The sequence below is a fragment of the Spirillospora sp. NPDC048819 genome, from assembly GCF_040650055.1.
Lineage (GTDB): Bacteria > Actinomycetota > Actinomycetes > Streptosporangiales > Streptosporangiaceae > Spirillospora.
Window position 1 is genome coordinate 144,819 of sequence record NZ_JBEZGN010000007.1, and the last position, 16,049, is coordinate 160,867.

Sequence of the window (16,049 nt, forward strand, 5' to 3'; positions counted from 1 at the left end):
TGGAAATGGGAAACCGACTCGACCGACGTAGGTTCCTGCAGGGATCGGCCGCAGCGGCGGCCGGCGTGGCGATCGCCGGGACGCTGCCCGCCGAGGCCGCGACGGCCGACCCCGGGGGGAGGGGACGAGGTCCGGCCGACCTGATCATTCACAACGGCAAGGTCCTGGTCATGGACGAGCGCTTCCGCACCGCCGACGCGGTCGCGATCCGCGACGGTGTCGTGGTCGGCGTCGGACGCGACAGGGACATGCGCCGATTCGCGGGCCGGGGCACGCAGACGCTCGACGCGGGCGGCGGCACCGTCCTGCCCGGCATCAACGACTCCCATCTGCATCTCGGCGGGTTCGGACTCGACTACCCGCCGTTCACGATCGAGGTCGACACCGCCACGATCGAGGAATTGGTCGAGGCCGTGCGCACCGCTGCGGCGGGTGCGGCGTCCGGCGCCTGGATCCGCGGGCAGGGCTGGAACGACAACCGGCTGCCCCGCCCGCCGCGCAAGACCGACCTCGACCCCGTCTCCGGTGACCACCCGGTGATCCTCACCGACTTCTCCGGCCACGCGGTGGCGGTCAACTCGGCCGCGCTGCGGCTGGCCGGGATCACCCGTGACACCGAGGCGCCGACCGGCGGTGTGATCGAGAAGGACGCCGACGGCGAGCCCACGGGCGTCCTGCGCGAGACGGCCACGGGGCTCGTCGGCCGGCACGTCCCGCCGTTCACCGAGGACGAGGTCTCGGCCGCCATCGACAACGCGATCGGGGTTCTGCACGGCCTGGGCATCACGAGCATCACCGATCCGGGCATCGGCCTCGACAGGCTCGCCTTGTACGCGCGGAAGGCGGGGGCGGGAACGCTCGGCATCCGTCTCAACGCGCTGCTGTCCGCGGGCAGGTCGCCGGACGCGCTCCGCGACGTGCTCGCCGGTTACGAACCCCTGCGTGGAGTAGACCCCCGGATGCTGCGCGTCGCGGGCGTCAAGATCTTCGGTGACGGCATCCCGACCGCCGCCCAGACCGCGTGGCTGCACGAGCCCTACCTCGACGGCAGCAACGGCAGCCTCACGATCGACGGCGACACGGTCGAGGAACAGGTCGCGAACCTGCACGAGCAGATCCGGATCGCGCACGACGCCGGGCTCCAGGTCGGGACGCACGCCACCGGGGACGCCACCATCGACGCGGTGGTCGCGGGCTACCTCGCGGCGATGCGGCGCAACCGGCGCCGCCGCGATCTGCGGCACTACGTCATCCATGGCGACCTGACGCCGCGCGAGACGCTGCGGACGATGGCGCGCAACGGCATCGGCGTGAACATGAACGCGACGATCAAGTATCTGCTCGGCCGGACGCTCGATCCGGTGCTCGGGCCCGAGCGCACGTCGTACCAGTGGCCGTATCGGAGCGCGCTCGACCTCGGCGTCCGGGTGAGCAGCGCCTCGGACGCGCCGGTGACGTTCCCGAGCTGGCTCCAGGGCGTGCAGTCCGCGGTGCTGCGCGAAGGGAAATTCGGCGGGGTCGCGGGCGAGGCCGAACGCATCACGCTGGAAGAGGCCCTGGCCACCTACACGCGGACCCCGGGCTGGCAGGATCACGCCGACCGCTGGAAGGGCACGCTTCGCCCCGGGAACGTGGGCGACGTCTGCGTCGTCGACGGCGACATCCTGGGCGTCGACCCGCACGAACTGATCGATCTGCCGATCGCCGCGACCGTCCTCGGCGGCCGCGTCGTCCACGACGGCAAGTCCGGCGGACCGAGGAGCGCGATCGTGAACGCCGCCGCATCGGGCAAGCGGCACGACCGCAGCGTCGCCTGCCTTCAGGGCGGCAGGTGCTGCTGCGACCTCGCCGTCTGAAGCCGCGACACGAAATGCCCCCGGTGCCGGACGCGGCACCGGGGGCACGTTCGTCCGATCAGGACGTGGGAGTCCGGACGTCGTCCAGCAGCCGCTTCCGGTAGCCGACCTGGGAGCGGGTGCAGCCGATCATCACGACACCGACCAGCCTGCCGTCGCGGTGGTACCCGAGCACCACCTCACCGCCGAGGTCGCCTTCCAGCACGCGGATGTCGCCGTCGCCAAGGTTCGGTGCGCCGAACGACTGGAGCCGCATGCCGTACTGGTCGCTCCAGAACGAGGGGAGCGGCATGAACGGCCCCACGTCCTGCCCGAGAAGGGTGCGCGCCGCGTGTTTGGCGGTGTCGGTGGGGATGCTCCAGTGCTCCACCCGGCGTGGGACGTCGTCGTACCGGGGGTTGGGGAACCGGGCGACGTCTCCGACGGCCACCACCTCGGGACGTCCCTCGACCCGCAGCGCGCCGTCGCACAGCACGCCGTCCGACAGGTCGAGCCCGTTGCCCTCCAGCCATTCGACGCACGGCACGGACCCGACGGCCTCGACGACGACATCGGCCGGCACCGCCGAGCCGTCGGACAGCTCCAGCCCGTCCCCGGTGAAGCGGGCGATCGTGCGGCCGAGCAGGAACCGCACACCGCGCTCCCCGTGGCGGCGGCGAAGTTCGGCTCCGAGGTCCGGGCCGAGCGGGCGGAGCATCGGCTCGCTCTCGGGCGCGACCACGGTGACGTCCGCGCCGAGCGTACGGGCGGTCGCGGCGACCTCGCATCCGATGAAGCCCGCCCCGACCACGGCCAGCCGCGTCCCCGGGCGCAGGCGTGCGCGCAGGGCGGCGGCGTCGTCCAGCGTCCGCACGACATGCCGTGACGGACCCGTCCCCGGGACGGCCAGCCGCCGCGGGCGCAGGCCGGTGGCGATCACCAGGGCGTCGTAGGCGATCTCCGTCCCGTCGGCGAGCCGGACGGTGCGCGCGGCGAGGTCGGCCGCGGTGACCGCCGTCCCGAGGCGCCAGCCGACGTCGGCGACGCCGGCCCGCATCCGGAACGCCACCCGGTCGAAGGACACCTCGGCTGCGAGGACCTCCTTCGACAGGGGCGGCCGGTTGTAGGGCGGGTGCGGCTCGTCGCCGATGACGGTCACCTCGCCGGTGTGGCCGGCGGCGCGCAGCTGCTCGGCCGCCCGGAGCCCGCCGAGGGACGCGCCGACGACCACGACGCGTCCCCCCTCTGCGCCGGGCACCGCCTAGTCCTCGACCGTGATCGCCTGGAGGGGGCAGACGTCGGCCGCCTCCTCCACCGCGTCGCGCAGGGCGTCGCCGGGTGCGCTCTCGTACTCCAGATGCCCGGCCTCGTTGAGCCGGAAGACCTCGGGCGCGGCGAACACGCACTGCCCGTGGTCCTGGCACTTGTCCATGTCGACGATGACCTTCATGGCTACCTCCTCGGGGCGCGGACGCCGCGGAACTCCCAGTCACCGCCGAAAGCGGTGGAGACGACCTCTTCGGACTCGGTGGGCTGCGCACCGCAGTCGTCCCGGACGGGGACGGGACCGGCCACGATGTGGTTGCGCAGCCGTCCCAGCCCCTCGGCCTCGACCTCGACCACGTCCCCCGGCCGGACGGGACGCGAGTTGGCGGGCGTCCCCGACAGCAGCACGTCCCCGGGGTGGAGGGTGATCGTGCGGGCGATGTCGGCGACGAGATAGTGCATGTCCCACTCCATCTCGTCGGTGCCGCCGTCCTGCACCAGCTCGCCGTTCACATAGGTGCGCAGGTACTTGCCGCGGAAGTCCCAGCCGGTGACGAGGCCGGGGCCGAGCGGGCAGAGCGTGTCGGAGCCCTTGACCCGCAGCATCGAGCCGGCGTCGGTGTCGCGGAAGTCGTGCAGGCCGTAGTCGTTGGCCACCGTGTAACCGGCGATGTACGCGGCCGCGTCCGCGGGGGCGATGTTGCGGCAGGTCCGGCCGATGACGATCGCGATCTCGCCCTCGTAGTTGAGGTACTTGCACCGCTCGGGGCGGACGACCGCGCCGCCGTGCGCGTTCAGAGCGGAGACCGGCTTGTGGAAGTAGGTCGGCGCGGCGGGCAGCCGGGCCTGGAACTCCTCCACGCGGCTGCGGTGGTTGAGGTGCACCGCGATCACCTTGGTCGGCCTGCACGGCGGCAGGTGCACGGCGTCCTCGGCGCGCACCCGGCGGCCGTCGGCGGCGACCAGGTCGTCGCCCTCGCGGACGACCTGGACGTCGGCGCCGTCCAGCAGGATCCTGCGGTACTCGGTCGGGCGCTCGGGCAGGTGTTCGTCCATCTAGGCGGTCCATCCGTTCTCGGGCCGGTCGAACCAGATGTGCACCTGGCCGGTTCCGACGGAGTTCTCGTACTCGCTGTAGAGGCGTCCCGGGGCGGTGCAGGCCCGCTCGCCCAGGGCGCCGATCATCATCAGGTAGTGGCCGAACTGGGCTTCCGGCTTGAAGCGCAGGAACTCCGGCATCGTGTCGAGGACGCGGGCGTGGTCGCCGTCCGTCAGCCACGCGATCCGCTCCTCGTCGGCGGCGCGCGCCTCGGGGGTGAAGATGTGCGCCGGGTCGGCCGCCTCGTGGTCGCGGATCTGCCGCAGCGGCCAGAACGTGTGCGACATCGCGCCCGAGGCGATGAGCAGGACCCGCCGGTCGGTGGCGGCGATCGCGTCGCCGAGCGCCCGGCCGAGCCGCAGGAAGTCCTCGGTGTCGGCGGTCTGGCACACGCCGATCGACATCCAGCGCTTGCCGTCCAGCTCCAGGTACGGGTCGTCGCGTACGCCCAGGTACGTCCAGAGGTTGACGGTGGCGTAGAAGATCGGCAGGTACGGGTCGTCGATCGGCGTGATCCAGGTGCCGTGCTCGTCGGCGTAGCCCGCGACGGCGTTGGCCAGCTCGGGGTCGCCGGGGAAGTCGTAGGGGATGCGGCACATGCCGCGCGGCAGTTCCTCGGAGGTGAACAGCCCGGCCCGCCGGTGGTGGGACGTGGCGACGAACTCGACCGTGGTGGCCCAGTGGGAGTCGAGGACGACGACGGTGTCGTAGTCCTCCACCCGACCGAACACGTCGGCCCTCAGCCGTTTCAGGCCGTCGACCAGGGTGAAGTCCTCGCCGTGGTTCAGTTCGCGGCGGGTGACCTCGGGCAGCACGATCGTGGGGACGTGGGCCAGGAGGCCGGCGCCGACTACTTCTCCCATGGGGCCATCACCGTGTTCTTCACATCGCAGTAGAAGTCGAAGCTCCAGTCGCCGCCCTCGCGCCCGACGCCGGACTGGCGGGAGCCGCCGAACGGCGCCCGCAGGTCGCGGACGAAGAAGCAGTTCACCCACACCGTCCCGGCGACCAGCCGCCCCGCGACGCGGGCGGCGCGTTCGGGGTCGCCGGTCGCGAGGGTGGCGGCGAGCCCGAACCGGGTGCCGTTGGCCATCGCGACGGCCTGCTCCTCGGTCTCGAACGTCTGGAGCGTCAGGACGGGCCCGAAGACCTCTTCGGTGAGGATCTCGCTGCCCTCGGGCGCCTCGGTGAACAGGGTGGGCCGGTAGTAGAGGCCGCCGAGGCCGGTGTTGGGGCCGCCGCCGATCAGCGCCCGCGCGCCGTCGCCGAGGGCCCGCCGCACGAATCCGTCCACGCGCTCGACGTGCCGCCGGTGGATCTGCGGCCCGATGTCGGTGCTCTCCTCGCGCGGGTCGCCCTGGACGAGACGTCCCGCCCGGTCGAGGAGCCGCCCGGTGAACTCCTCGGCGATGGACGCCTCGACGAGCAGCCTCGTCGCCGCCAGGCAGACCTGCCCGGCGTTGTCGTACTGCTCCACGGCCAGGTCGACGGCGAGGTCCAGGTCGGCGTCGGCGAAGACCAGCAGCGGGGACTTGCCGCCGAGTTCCAGCGACAGCGGCGTGAGGTTGGGCGCCGCGGCGGCGGAGATGCTCCGCGCGGTCGGCACCGAGCCGGTGAAGCTGATCCTCCGCACGCCCGGGTGGGCGACGAGGGCCGCGCCCGCCTCCGCGCCCGTCCCCTGGACGACGTTGAGGACGCCGTCGGGCAGCCCGGCCCCGGCGGCGATGTCGGCCAGCAGCGACGCGGTGAGCGGGGACCATTCGGCCGGTTTGAGCACGACGGTGTTCCCGGCGGCCAGCGCCGGGGCGACCTTCCAGGTGGCCAGCATGAGCGGCGCGTTCCACGGGGTGATCAGCGCGCAGACCCCGGCCGGGTCCCAGTCGACGTGGTTGCGGTGGCCGCGGGTCTCGAAGTCGTCGTGTCCGAGGCGCAGCAGCCGGTCGGCGAAGAACCGGAAGTTGTGCGCGACGCGCGGCATGACCCCGCGCCGGTGGGACCGGATGAGCGCCCCGTTGTCGGCCGTCTCGACCTGCGCGAGTTCCTCGACGCGCTCGTCGATGCCGTCGGCGATCGCGTGCAGTGTCCGCGCCCGGTCCTCCCGGCTCGTGCGCGCCCAGGCGGGGAACGCCCTGGAGGCGGCGGTCACGGCGGCGTCCGCCTCCGCGGGCCCGCCCCGCGCGACCTCGGCGATCGGCTGCTCGTCGATGGGGGAGAGGTCGGTGAACGCGGCGGCGGAGCCGACCCGTTCACCGCCGATCCAGTGGCCGGTGTCGACGGTGACGCCCGCGACCTCTGCCATAGCGGCACCTCCAGTTCGTTTGGTCCCAAATAAACTAGGAGAACCGGATCGTCAGGTCAACATTCCGGCCGGCGCGTCCGCGCGCTACTGTTTGGGATCAAACGAATCCTATCGGAGGGAGGCGCCCGTGACCGGCGACGGTCCGAAGACTCCGCGCTTCGTGCTCGTGCTCAGCGAGAACTGGACGCTGACCGGCGGCCGCGACCTGCCCGCCCTGATCCGCTGGGCGCGCGAGGCCGAGGACGCCGGCTTCGACGCCGTCATGATCAGCGAGCACATCGTCCTCGGCCCGGACGCCGGCGCCGGCGGCGTCATGGGGAACCCGCGCGAGTACGCGCTGCCGGGCAACCAGGACCCCCGCACGCCGTGGCCGTCCTCGCTCACCCTCCTCGCGGCGATCGCCTCGGTCACCTCCCGGCTGCGGCTGGCCGCGGCCGCGGTGCTCGCCCCGCTCCGGCATCCGCTCGCGCTCGCCCGCGACCTCGGCACGCTCGACCTGATCTCCGAAGGACGCCTGGTGGTACAGCCCACCGTGAGCTGGAGCCGCGACGAGTACGCGGCCCTGGGCGTGCCCTTCGAGAACCGCGGCGCCCTGCTGGACGAGCACCTGGAGATCTGGAACCTGCTCTGGCAGGGCTCCCCGGTCTCCTACCAGGGGCGGCACTACAGGTTCGAGGACGTGTACTTCGAGCCGCGCGCCCACCGGCCCGACGGCCCCCGCATGTGGTTCGGCGGGCAGCGGCTGCACGCCAGGATGCTGGACCGCCTGGTGCGGTACGGACACGGCTTCCACCCGCTCGGCAGACCCGCCCCGGAGGAACTCGCGCGCCTGCGGACGGCCATGGCCGGCGCGGGCCGCGACGCGACCGCCCTCGAAATGATCGGCGGAACCCGGCCCGCCTTCCCCGACGACCACTCCTGCGCCCCGCTCGCGCCCGCGCTGGAGAGCATCCCGGAGCAGCTCGCCCAGGGATTCACCACTTTCTGCGTCAAGCCCTCGCAGTTCATCGACGATCCGGACGCCGTCGGCGCCTTCTGCCGCGAGGTCGTCAAACGCACCGACGCCCTGCTCGCGTCCTGACACCGCTCGCCTCCTGACACCGCTCGATTTCATGACACTGCTCGGCTCCTGAAGGGAGAGGCCATGACCGACGTCCCCTACGAGGAGTGGCGCATGCGGGCCGCGCGGCTCGCGCCGCACACCGGCCACCACATCGGCGGGGCCTTCGTCCCGAGCCGGGACGGAGCCACGTTCCCCGTCGTGTCCCCACGGGACGGCCGCACCATCGCCGAAGTGGCCGCCGCCGGACCCGCCGACGTGGACGACGCGGTGGCGGCGGCGCGGCGCGCCTTCGACGACGGCCCGTGGCCCCGGCTCGCCCCCGCGGACCGCAAGGCCGGACTCCTGCGCCTGGCCGACCTCGTCGAACGCGACCGTGAACACCTCGCCCTGCTCGTCTCCCTGGAGATGGGCAAACCCGTCGCCGACGCGGACGGCATCGAGGTCCGCGCCCTCCTCGGCTGCCTGCGCTGGTACGCCGAGGTCGCCGACAAACTCGTGGACGAATCGCCCCGCACCGACGCGGCGTCCCTGGCCCTCGTCACCCGCGAGCCGGCAGGCGTGGTCGGCGCCGTCGTCCCGTGGAACTTCCCGCTGACCATGGCCGCCTGGAAGGTCGCGCCGGCGCTGGCGGCGGGCTGCACGGTGGTGCTCAAACCCGCCGAGGAATCGCCGCTGTCCGCCCTGCACCTGGCGTCGCTGGCCGCCGAGGCCGGGCTCCCGGACGGGGTGCTCAACGTCGTCAACGGCCACGGCGAGATCGCCGGGCGGGCGCTCGGCGGGCATCCCGGCGTCGACGTCATCGCCTTCACCGGCTCCACCGAGGTCGGCCGCCACTTCCTGCGGTACGCGGCGGACTCCAACCTCAAGCGGGTCTGGCTCGAACTGGGCGGCAAGTCGCCCAACATCATCCTGCCCGACGCGCCCGACCTCGACGCCGCCGCCGACACCGCCGCCTGGGGCATCTTCTTCAACGCCGGCGAGATGTGCACCGCGCCGTCCCGCCTACTCGTCCACCGCTCGGTGGCCGACCGGGTCCTCGACCGGGTCGTCGCCCGCGCGCGGTCCCTGGTCGTCGGGGACCCACTCGACCCGGCCACCGAGATGGGCCCGCAGGTCTCGGCCCGCCAGCGCGACCGCGTCCTGTCGTACGTGAAGGCCGGCGACGCCGAGGGCGCCCGCCTGCGCGCCGGCGGCTCCGCGATCGGCGGGGACGGGTACTTCGTGCGCCCTGCCGTCTTCGACCGGGTGGAACCCGGCATGCGGATCGCGCGCGAGGAGATCTTCGGCCCGGTGCTGGCCGTGCTGGAGTTCGACGACGTCGACGAGGCCGTGCGGCTGGCCAACCACACCGATTACGGCCTCGCCGCCGCGGTCTGGACCTCGGACCTGACGACCGCGCACCGGGTCTCGCGTGCGCTCCGGGCCGGCACCGTGTGGGTGAACTGCTACGAGGAAGGCGACATGAGCGTCCCGTTCGGCGGCGTCAAGCAGTCCGGCAACGGCCGCGACAAGTCACTGCACGCCCTCGACAAGTACCTCGACCTCAAAACCACCTGGCTCGCACTGTGAACGCCCGCGCGATGAGCACCCGCCCGATGAACAATCGCCCGCTGATCGCCGTCCCGGCTCGTTTCTCCGCTGGAGCGTCGGCGCTGCGGTACGCCGCCGAGGTCGCGGCCCGTGCGCTGGTCGAGGCGGTGTGGCGCGGCGGCGGCGAACCGTTCATCATGCACCCGGCCGCCCCGGCGCACGCCGCAGAACGCCTGGCGCGCTGCGACGGCGTTCTGCTGCCCGGCGGCGGCGACCTGCACCCGCGCCACTACGGGGTGGCCGACGAGCACGAGGCCCTGTACGACGTCGACGACGACCAGGACGCCTTCGACCTGGCCGTCGCCCGGCACGCCCTCGCCGCCGGGCTGCCGACGCTGGCGATCTGCCGGGGCCTCCAGGTCGTCAACGTCGTGACCGGCGGGACGCTGCGCCAGCACATGGAACCCGACCACCGCCACGTCACGCACCGGGTCACGGTCGCGTCCGGCTCGCTGCTGGCCAGGACGGGCGGCACCCGGGAACCGGCCGTCTCCTGCTACCACCATCAGGGGATCGAGACCCCCGGGACCGGCCTCGTGGTCACCGCCCGGGCGGCCGACGGCACGATCGAGGCCATGGAACTCCCGGACGCGACGGGCTGGTTCCTCGGCGTCCAATGGCATCCGGAGGACACCGCGGCGGACGACCCGTCCCAGCAGGCCCTCTTCACCGCCCTCGTCCGGGCGTCGAGCGCGGCGGAGGCGCGCTCAGCGGAGGCGGGCGTGGCGTAGGAACGCGTCCACGAAGGCGTGCGCGCGGCGTTCGGCTTCGGGAGCCAGCGCCCGGGTCCGGTCGAGCACCGCCGCGGGATCCAGTCCCAGCCCCCGCATGTCCTTCTCGGCGCCGTTGGCCAGCCACGATTCCAGCTCGCGCACCGTGAGCTCGGGGTGGAACTGGACGCCGAGGCTCCGCCCGATGCGGAACGCCTGCGGGCCCACCTCGTCGCGGGCGATCTCGATGCCGCCCGGCGGCATGACCCAGCGGTCGAAGTGGTACTGGAACCACGGACCCGGTCCGACCAGCGCGGGCTCGTCCGTCTCGATCTCGACCCACCCGATCTCGGGACGCGGCGCGCGCTCGACCCCGCCGCCGAGCGCCGTCGCGAGGGCCTGCCCGCCGAAGCAGATGCCGAGGACCGGGACCCCGGTGGTGTGGGCCTTGCGCAGCATGGCCAGCTCGTCGGTGATCCAGGGACCGATCGCCGCCTCGTCGTCGACGGACCACGGCGCGCCCATCACCACGACGAGGTCGGACTCCGACGGTTCGGGGAAGGCGATCTCCACGCCGGGGCTGTGATGCCGCTCGGCCGGCACGACGACCAGCTCCGTGACCTCGAACCCGTGCTGGACCAGCCGGTCCCCGATCGGCCCGATCGGGGACATCGCATCGTGCTCGACGACCAGTGCCCGCATGCGCCCTCCGTTCGGCCGTCCCAGATCCATTTGCTCCCAAACAATATCCGACCGGGGCGGCCGCTCCCCACGGCGGCCCGATGCGGCCGCGTGTGATCCGCGCGACCTCTTGACAGGTCGTTTGAGCCCGAACATTCTTTAGGGCACCTTCGACCCCTTCGACCCTCCGAACGAACACTCCGGCGCCATCGGCCGCCGGCCGCCCGGGATGACGAGGTATTTCCAAAAGTCGTTTGGCCCCGTATGATCCGCGTCACGCCAACGCGTGCGCGGTCGATCGAAAGGACTGTGAGGGGTATGACCGATCAGAGCGGAACGGGTCTGCGAGACGCCGACCCGGCCGATGCGAGCGCGAGCCGCCTCGCGAAGAACAAACTCGGAATCGCGGGCATCGTCTTCTTCGTCGTCGCCGCGGCCGCACCCCTCGTTGGCATGACCGGTGCCGTCCCCATCGCCATCGTCCTCGGCAACGGCGCGGGGGTCCCCGGCGCCTACCTGGTCGTCGGGATCATCCTGCTCGTCTTCAGCGTCGGGTACTCCGCGATGAGCCACCGGGTGACGAACACCGGCGCGTTCTTCGCCTACGTCGGACGAGGGCTCGGCGTCGTCCCCGGCGTGGGGTCCGCGTTCGTCTCCCTGCTCGCCTACCTGGCGATCCAGCTCGCGATCTACGGGTTCTTCGGGGCCGTCATGGCCGGCCAGATGAACGCCGAGCTGGGCATCGACCTGGCCTGGTGGATCTGGGTGCTGATCGCCTGGGCCCTGGTGCTGGGCCTGTCCGCGCTGAGCGTGGACGTCGGAGCCAAGGTGCTGGGCCTGCTGATGCTCCTCGAAGTACTGTCGCTCGCGATCGTGGCCGTGGCCGTCCTCTTCCACGGCGGAGGACCGGACGGCATGTCGCTCGGCTCGTCGTTCTCACCCGGCAGCGTCTTCGCCGGCGGCTTCGCGGGCTCGGCGGGCATCGCACTCACCTTCGCCTTCGCGTCCTACATCGGTTTCGAGGCGACCGCCATCTACGGCGAGGAGACCAGGGACCCCAAGCGCAGCGTCCCCATCGCGACCTACATCGCCGTCTCCCTGATCGCGGTGCTGTTCGCGTTCACCTCGTGGGCGGTGGTCAGCGGCCTCGGCAGCGAAACGGTCCGCGACCGCGTCGCCGAGATCTCCTCCGTGGAGGGAACCCCGCTGGCCGACCCCGCCGCGGTCATCTTCGGCGTGGCCACCGAGTACGTCGGCGGCTGGCTGGCGACGGTGATGAGCTGGCTGGTGCTCTCCAGCCTCTTCGCGGGACTTCTCGCCTTCCAGAACAGCGCGGCGCGCTACTTCTTCTCGATGGCGCGCGCCGGGGTGCTGCCCGCCGCCCTCGGCCGGGTCAACGGACGCGGCGCGCCGGTGCTCGGCACCGCCGCCGTCGCGGCGACGACGCTGATCGTCGTTCTTCTGTTCCGGGTCACCGACCGCGATCCGGTGCTGCACATGTTCTCCTGGTTCAGCGCACTGGCGGTGCTGGCGATCGTCCTGGTGGAGATCCTCGTGTCCATCGCCGTGATCGCATACTTCCGCCGGGAGGGCGGCGCCGCGCGTGTGTGGGGCACCCTGGTCGCGCCCGCCGTCGCGATCGTCGGCCTCGCGCTCGGAATGTACCTGCTCGTGTCGCGCTTCGGCCTGCTTGCCGGGACGGCGGCCGAGGGCGTCGACCCCGCGGCCCAGTCGTGGGGCCTGTCGGCGCTGGGATGGTTCCTGGTGGCGCTGCCGTTCCTCGTCCTCGCGGCGGGGATGGCGGTCGGGACGCTGCGCCGCGGCAAGAACACCGAGGCGATGGCCGACCTCGTGACCTGACGCCCGTCCTCGCGGCCCGCCCGGGAGGACCCGTCCCGGGCGGGCCGCGTCCGCCGCCTCCTCAGCGTCGCAGCGGGAACAGGCTGTCGGACGCGAGGAAGATCGTTGCGAGCGCGACCGCGGCCACCAGGGCCACGGCCGCGCTGATCAGCAGGAGGGCGTGGCGGCGCTCGTGCCCGGCGACGCGTCCGGCCGGACGCGTCACGCGGCCCAGCAGATGGACCAGCGCGCTCATGCCCAGGATGAGCCCGCCGATCACGGGGGTGGTCTGGAGCATGGCGCCGCCGAGGGCCGCGAAGGACACGGCGGTCCGGAACCAGGCCAGCTCCGTGCGTTCCCGGGCCAGCCCGGGATCGAGGTCCTCGGGGTCGTCCAGGCCCCCGGAAGTCACTCGACGGCCTCCGACAGCAGGACGAGGACGGCGGCCAGCAGCGCGACGGCCGCGATGGCGACGGAGAGCATCCGGGGGAGCGGCGACCGCGGCAGCGGCTCTCCCCGCCGCAGCGCACGCTGGTTGCGGCCCCACTCGGCGAAACCGCCGATGGACAGGACGGCGCCGAAGACGATCAGCGGGACGGCCAGCAGGTGTCGGCCCCACGGCAGCCCGGGGAACGGCGGCAGCAGTTGCACGATGGCCAGCCCGGCGACGATCAGGGCGAGCGCCGTGCGGTTCCAGGCCAGGAACGTCCGCTCGTTGGCGAAGGTGAACCGCGCGTCCGGCTCGCTCTCGCGCGGACGCCCCGGCGCGCCCTCCCCGCCTTCGGCCCCGGACGGTTCGGATTCGCTCACGCGCAGGTCTCCTGGCCGATGCGTTCCAGCAGGTGGTCGACGGTGGTCACGAACCCGGCCAGGTCCCTGTCGGCCAGGCCCGCGAAAAGCCGCGCGGCGCCCTCGTCGTATTCACCGCTGAGGCTGCCGACGGTGTCGCGGCCCCGGTCGGTGAGGTCCACCAGCGTGGCGCGCCGATCGCCGGGATGCGGTGCGCGGGCGACGAAGCCGTCGTTCTCCAGCGCGTCCACCAGCCCGGTGATGTTGCGCGGGCTGACCCCGATCGCGGCGGCCAGCGCACGCTGGGTCATCGGACCGGTGTTCTGCAGGTTCCACAGCACCGTCGCCCGCGCCCGCGACAGCCCGCGCGCGGTCAGCCCGGCCTCCATGAACTGGTGCGTGACCACCGCCAGCGCGAACAGCTTCTCCAGCGCATGCCCCGCCTCGGTGGCACCGCCGTCCCTATTTTCTGAACTCGCATCATTGTGAAGTTGCTTCACTATGTCGTAGCCTCCAGAAATGAGAGTACCGGCTGTACTCGGCCCTCAGAAGGAGCGCCCGACATGAACCCCACCGGCAGTCCCGCAGAACGCGTCGGGTGACCTGGCCCGAGGGGCGGCTGCCGTTCCCGGACCGCGCGAACGGCAGGCGTGTTGTCGGTGCGGGGTGCTTGGCTGCTCCCCATGAACGGTGAAGAGCCGATGGCGGCCGTGTCCCGCCTCATGTCGGCGGGTTCCGCCGAGCTGAGCTGTGACGAGGCCGGGCATCCGGACGGGCATACCTGCCTGGCGGTCCCCGAGGGCACGGATGTGGACGGCCTGGTGGAGAAGCTCACCCAGCGGTACTCGCGCCCGTTCACCCAGGCCGGGGGGCTCCCGCCGCTGCCCCTCGCGGAGCAGGCCGGCTGGACGCACACGTGGATATGGGACGAGCGGGCGGCCGCGCTCGGGCGGGGCCCGGACGGCCGGCCGGTCCTGGCCGTCGCGGAGCGGAACATGCCGCACCCGGACGAGCTTCCCGCCGGGATGCCCTGGGTGGACCGGCTGGTCGCGATCACGGGAGGGATACCGTCACCGGTGCCCGCGCCCGACTGGGCCGCGGTCGAGTCCCGCCTGGGCACGCCCCTGCCGAGCGACTACAGGCGGCTCGTCGAGACGGGCCGATTCGAGTGCACGGCCACGGAGTTCCTGTTCCGCCAGATGGCCGATCCGGACCATCCGTTCTTCACGAAGGCCGACCACCTCAGCGGGCACTGGTTCATGAGGTTCCTCCGGGAGTCCTGACACGAGCGCCGGGCGCGGTGGATCATGCCGTCGGCCCCGCCGAGCTCGGTGCTCCGCGGGGCCGAGGCCCTTCCGGTCAGGTCGGTCGTCCGGTCAGATCAGTCGTCGTAGTAGTTCGGCTGGGACTGGGCGTTGAGCACGTCGAGCCTGACGCGCTTGGCCCGGTCGGTGCGGCGGTCCCGGAGGTCGATGACGTCCAGGCCCCGCTGGATCTCGTTGGCGTAGATGTAGCCGTTGTAGTAGTACGCGGACCACGGGCCGGCGATCGCCAGTTCCTCCGACCACGGGCCGCGGTCGAACCAGGCGATCTCCTTGGGCTTGCGGGAGTTGGTGAAGTCCATGACCGAGATGCCGCCCTGGTACCAGGCCTGCACCATGATGTCCTTGCCCTTCACCGGGATCAGCGAGCCGTTGTGCGCCACGCAGTTCTCGGCGTCGGTGTTGTGCCGCGGGATCTTGTAGTAGCTGCGGAACTTCAGCGTGCGGTGGTCGCCCTTGCCGACGATGTCGTAAATGGCGTTGGCGCCCTTCTCGGGCCCGACCTCCGCGTTGCAGGTGGCGGCGCCGCCGCCGCCCAGTTCGTCGGTGAAGACGATCTTGTTGGCGCGGTTGTTGAACGTCGCCGAATGCCAGAACGCGAAGTTCCGGTCGTCGCGCACACTGGTGATGGTGCGCGGCTTGAGCGGGTCGGAGATGTCGAACAGCACGCCGTCGCCCATGCAGGCCCCGGCCATCAGGTCCTTGTCGGGGTAGGCGGTCAGGTCGTGGCAGCCCGAGGTGGCGCTGGTCCTGCCGGGCCACGGGGTGTCCTGCGGGTCACCGGGGTTGCCGCCGTCCGGGAACAGCACCGGCTCGGCCGCCACGTGCGCGGCCTGCGGGTGCCGCAGCGGGACCTTCACGATCGAGATGAGGTCGTGCGGGGGCCGGCAGTCGGGGTAGGTGTCGTCCGGACGGTACGAGGACACGTAGATGTAGACCGTGCCGCGCTTGCCCGGGACGAGGGTGTTGGTGTGGGAACCGCACTTGGTCTCGACGGCCTTGACGTAGCGCGGGTTGCGCACGTCGCTGATGTCGAAGATCTTGATGCCCTCCCACGCCGACTTCTCGGTCGCGGGCTTGGGCACCGACTGGCACGAGTCGTCGCTCCGCGAACTGTCCGTCGACAGGAACAGCAGGTCCCCGGCGATCGACACGTCGTTCTGGGACCCGGGGCAGTGCACGACCGTGACGACCTCCGGCCCCCAGGGCCGGCTGATGTCGTAGACCGTGAAGCCTTCGTAGTTGCCGCCGAAGGCGTACCGGCCCTTGAAGGCCCAGTCCGAGCCGTACGCGTCGGGTCCGGCGAGCGGTCCCTGCTTCGGGATGTTCGCCAGATGGTGCATGTTCGGGGTCTTGGTGATCGGGTCATCGCCCTGGGCGGCCGACGCCGCCGGGACGAGCACGGACGAGATGACCAGCACGATGCCCGAGAGGACACTGAAGAGGGTCCGGCGTCCGGTTCTTCGCTTGAGCACTGGCGCCACTCCTGACTCCTTTGTCTGCATGGCCCCCGGTGAACAGGTGTTGATCTTCAGAATTATGAAGCGTTTTGGGGT

At 72.0% G+C, this 16,049-nt stretch carries 16 protein-coding genes; 6 read left to right on the forward strand and 10 right to left on the reverse strand.

The features are described 5' to 3' along the window. Positions 1-5: 5 nt before the first annotated feature. Complete coding sequence (locus AB0C35_RS12835) at positions 6-1,856, forward strand: amidohydrolase (protein ID WP_358454041.1); 1,851 nt, start codon at positions 6-8, stop codon at positions 1,854-1,856. 58 nt (positions 1,857-1,914) lie between these two features. Here the strand turns inward: AB0C35_RS12835 and AB0C35_RS12840 are convergent, their stop codons facing one another. Genes AB0C35_RS12840 through AB0C35_RS12860 form a run of 5 tightly spaced genes read right to left on the reverse strand, consistent with a single transcriptional unit; the run spans position 1,915 to position 6,499 of the window. Continuing rightward, on the reverse strand, positions 1,915-3,093 hold the full coding sequence (locus AB0C35_RS12840; protein WP_358454044.1) for an FAD/NAD(P)-binding oxidoreductase: 1,179 nt from the start codon (positions 3,091-3,093) through the stop codon (positions 1,915-1,917). A gap of 3 nt (positions 3,094-3,096) precedes the next feature. Then, the gene (locus AB0C35_RS12845) at positions 3,097-3,285 is read right to left on the reverse strand and encodes a ferredoxin (RefSeq protein ID WP_358454047.1); all 189 of its coding nucleotides are present in this window, start codon (positions 3,283-3,285) and stop codon (positions 3,097-3,099) included. 2 nt (positions 3,286-3,287) lie between these two features. After that, a complete protein-coding gene (locus AB0C35_RS12850) occupies positions 3,288-4,157 on the reverse strand; it encodes a fumarylacetoacetate hydrolase family protein (RefSeq protein ID WP_358454050.1) in 870 nt (289 codons plus the stop codon). Further along, positions 4,158-5,063: a catechol 1,2-dioxygenase gene (locus tag AB0C35_RS12855; RefSeq protein WP_358454053.1), complete on the reverse strand. Its 906-nt coding sequence runs from the start codon at positions 5,061-5,063 to the stop codon at positions 4,158-4,160. After that, positions 5,051-6,499 carry an aldehyde dehydrogenase gene (locus AB0C35_RS12860; protein ID WP_358454055.1) on the reverse strand — a complete coding sequence of 483 codons (1,449 nt, stop codon included), beginning with the start codon at positions 6,497-6,499 and terminating at the stop codon, positions 5,051-5,053. The genes AB0C35_RS12855 and AB0C35_RS12860 overlap by 13 nt, the downstream gene beginning before the upstream one ends. Before the next feature lie 127 nt (positions 6,500-6,626). Between AB0C35_RS12860 and AB0C35_RS12865 the strand changes: the two genes are divergently transcribed. The 3 genes from AB0C35_RS12865 to AB0C35_RS12875 all read left to right on the forward strand — a co-directional run bounded on the left by AB0C35_RS12865 (position 6,627) and on the right by AB0C35_RS12875 (position 9,883). Beyond that, the gene (locus AB0C35_RS12865) at positions 6,627-7,580 is read left to right on the forward strand and encodes a TIGR03619 family F420-dependent LLM class oxidoreductase (protein ID WP_358454058.1); all 954 of its coding nucleotides are present in this window, start codon (positions 6,627-6,629) and stop codon (positions 7,578-7,580) included. Positions 7,581-7,643: 63 nt separating this feature from the next. Next, positions 7,644-9,131 carry an aldehyde dehydrogenase gene (locus tag AB0C35_RS12870; RefSeq protein WP_358454060.1) on the forward strand — a complete coding sequence of 496 codons (1,488 nt, stop codon included), beginning with the start codon at positions 7,644-7,646 and terminating at the stop codon, positions 9,129-9,131. A 26-nt stretch (positions 9,132-9,157) separates the two neighbouring features. Further along, positions 9,158-9,883: a gamma-glutamyl-gamma-aminobutyrate hydrolase family protein gene (locus AB0C35_RS12875; protein WP_358454063.1), complete on the forward strand. Its 726-nt coding sequence runs from the start codon at positions 9,158-9,160 to the stop codon at positions 9,881-9,883. On the opposite strand, the gene AB0C35_RS12880 is transcribed toward AB0C35_RS12875, so the two are convergent. Continuing rightward, on the reverse strand, positions 9,860-10,564 hold the full coding sequence (locus AB0C35_RS12880) for a type 1 glutamine amidotransferase (protein WP_358454066.1): 705 nt from the start codon (positions 10,562-10,564) through the stop codon (positions 9,860-9,862). The two genes, AB0C35_RS12875 and AB0C35_RS12880, sit on opposite strands and share 24 nt — an antisense overlap. A gap of 297 nt (positions 10,565-10,861) precedes the next feature. Between AB0C35_RS12880 and AB0C35_RS12885 the strand changes: the two genes are divergently transcribed. Next, positions 10,862-12,403 carry an APC family permease gene (locus tag AB0C35_RS12885; protein ID WP_358454069.1) on the forward strand — a complete coding sequence of 514 codons (1,542 nt, stop codon included), beginning with the start codon at positions 10,862-10,864 and terminating at the stop codon, positions 12,401-12,403. Positions 12,404-12,464: 61 nt separating this feature from the next. Here the strand turns inward: AB0C35_RS12885 and AB0C35_RS12890 are convergent, their stop codons facing one another. From AB0C35_RS12890 to AB0C35_RS12900, 3 genes are read right to left on the reverse strand one after another with little or no spacing between them, the layout of a single operon-like run. Continuing rightward, positions 12,465-12,794, reverse strand: coding sequence for a DUF202 domain-containing protein (locus AB0C35_RS12890; protein ID WP_358454072.1), 330 nt, complete (start codon positions 12,792-12,794; stop codon positions 12,465-12,467). Beyond that, positions 12,791-13,192, reverse strand: a complete 402-nt coding sequence (locus AB0C35_RS12895) for a DUF202 domain-containing protein (RefSeq protein WP_358454075.1) — start codon at positions 13,190-13,192, stop codon at positions 12,791-12,793. The genes AB0C35_RS12890 and AB0C35_RS12895 overlap by 4 nt, the downstream gene beginning before the upstream one ends. Continuing rightward, on the reverse strand, positions 13,189-13,671 hold the full coding sequence (locus AB0C35_RS12900; protein ID WP_358454078.1) for a MarR family transcriptional regulator: 483 nt from the start codon (positions 13,669-13,671) through the stop codon (positions 13,189-13,191). The genes AB0C35_RS12895 and AB0C35_RS12900 overlap by 4 nt, the downstream gene beginning before the upstream one ends. 183 nt (positions 13,672-13,854) lie before the next feature. Between AB0C35_RS12900 and AB0C35_RS12905 the strand changes: the two genes are divergently transcribed. After that, positions 13,855-14,454 (forward strand): hypothetical protein, encoded by a 600-nt coding sequence (locus tag AB0C35_RS12905; RefSeq protein ID WP_358454080.1) that lies wholly within the window; start codon positions 13,855-13,857, stop codon positions 14,452-14,454. Positions 14,455-14,552: 98 nt separating this feature from the next. Here AB0C35_RS12905 and AB0C35_RS12910 read toward each other — a convergent pair whose 3' ends face one another. Continuing rightward, on the reverse strand, positions 14,553-15,968 hold the full coding sequence (locus AB0C35_RS12910; RefSeq protein ID WP_358454083.1) for a hypothetical protein: 1,416 nt from the start codon (positions 15,966-15,968) through the stop codon (positions 14,553-14,555). Positions 15,969-16,049: the final 81 nt, after the last annotated feature.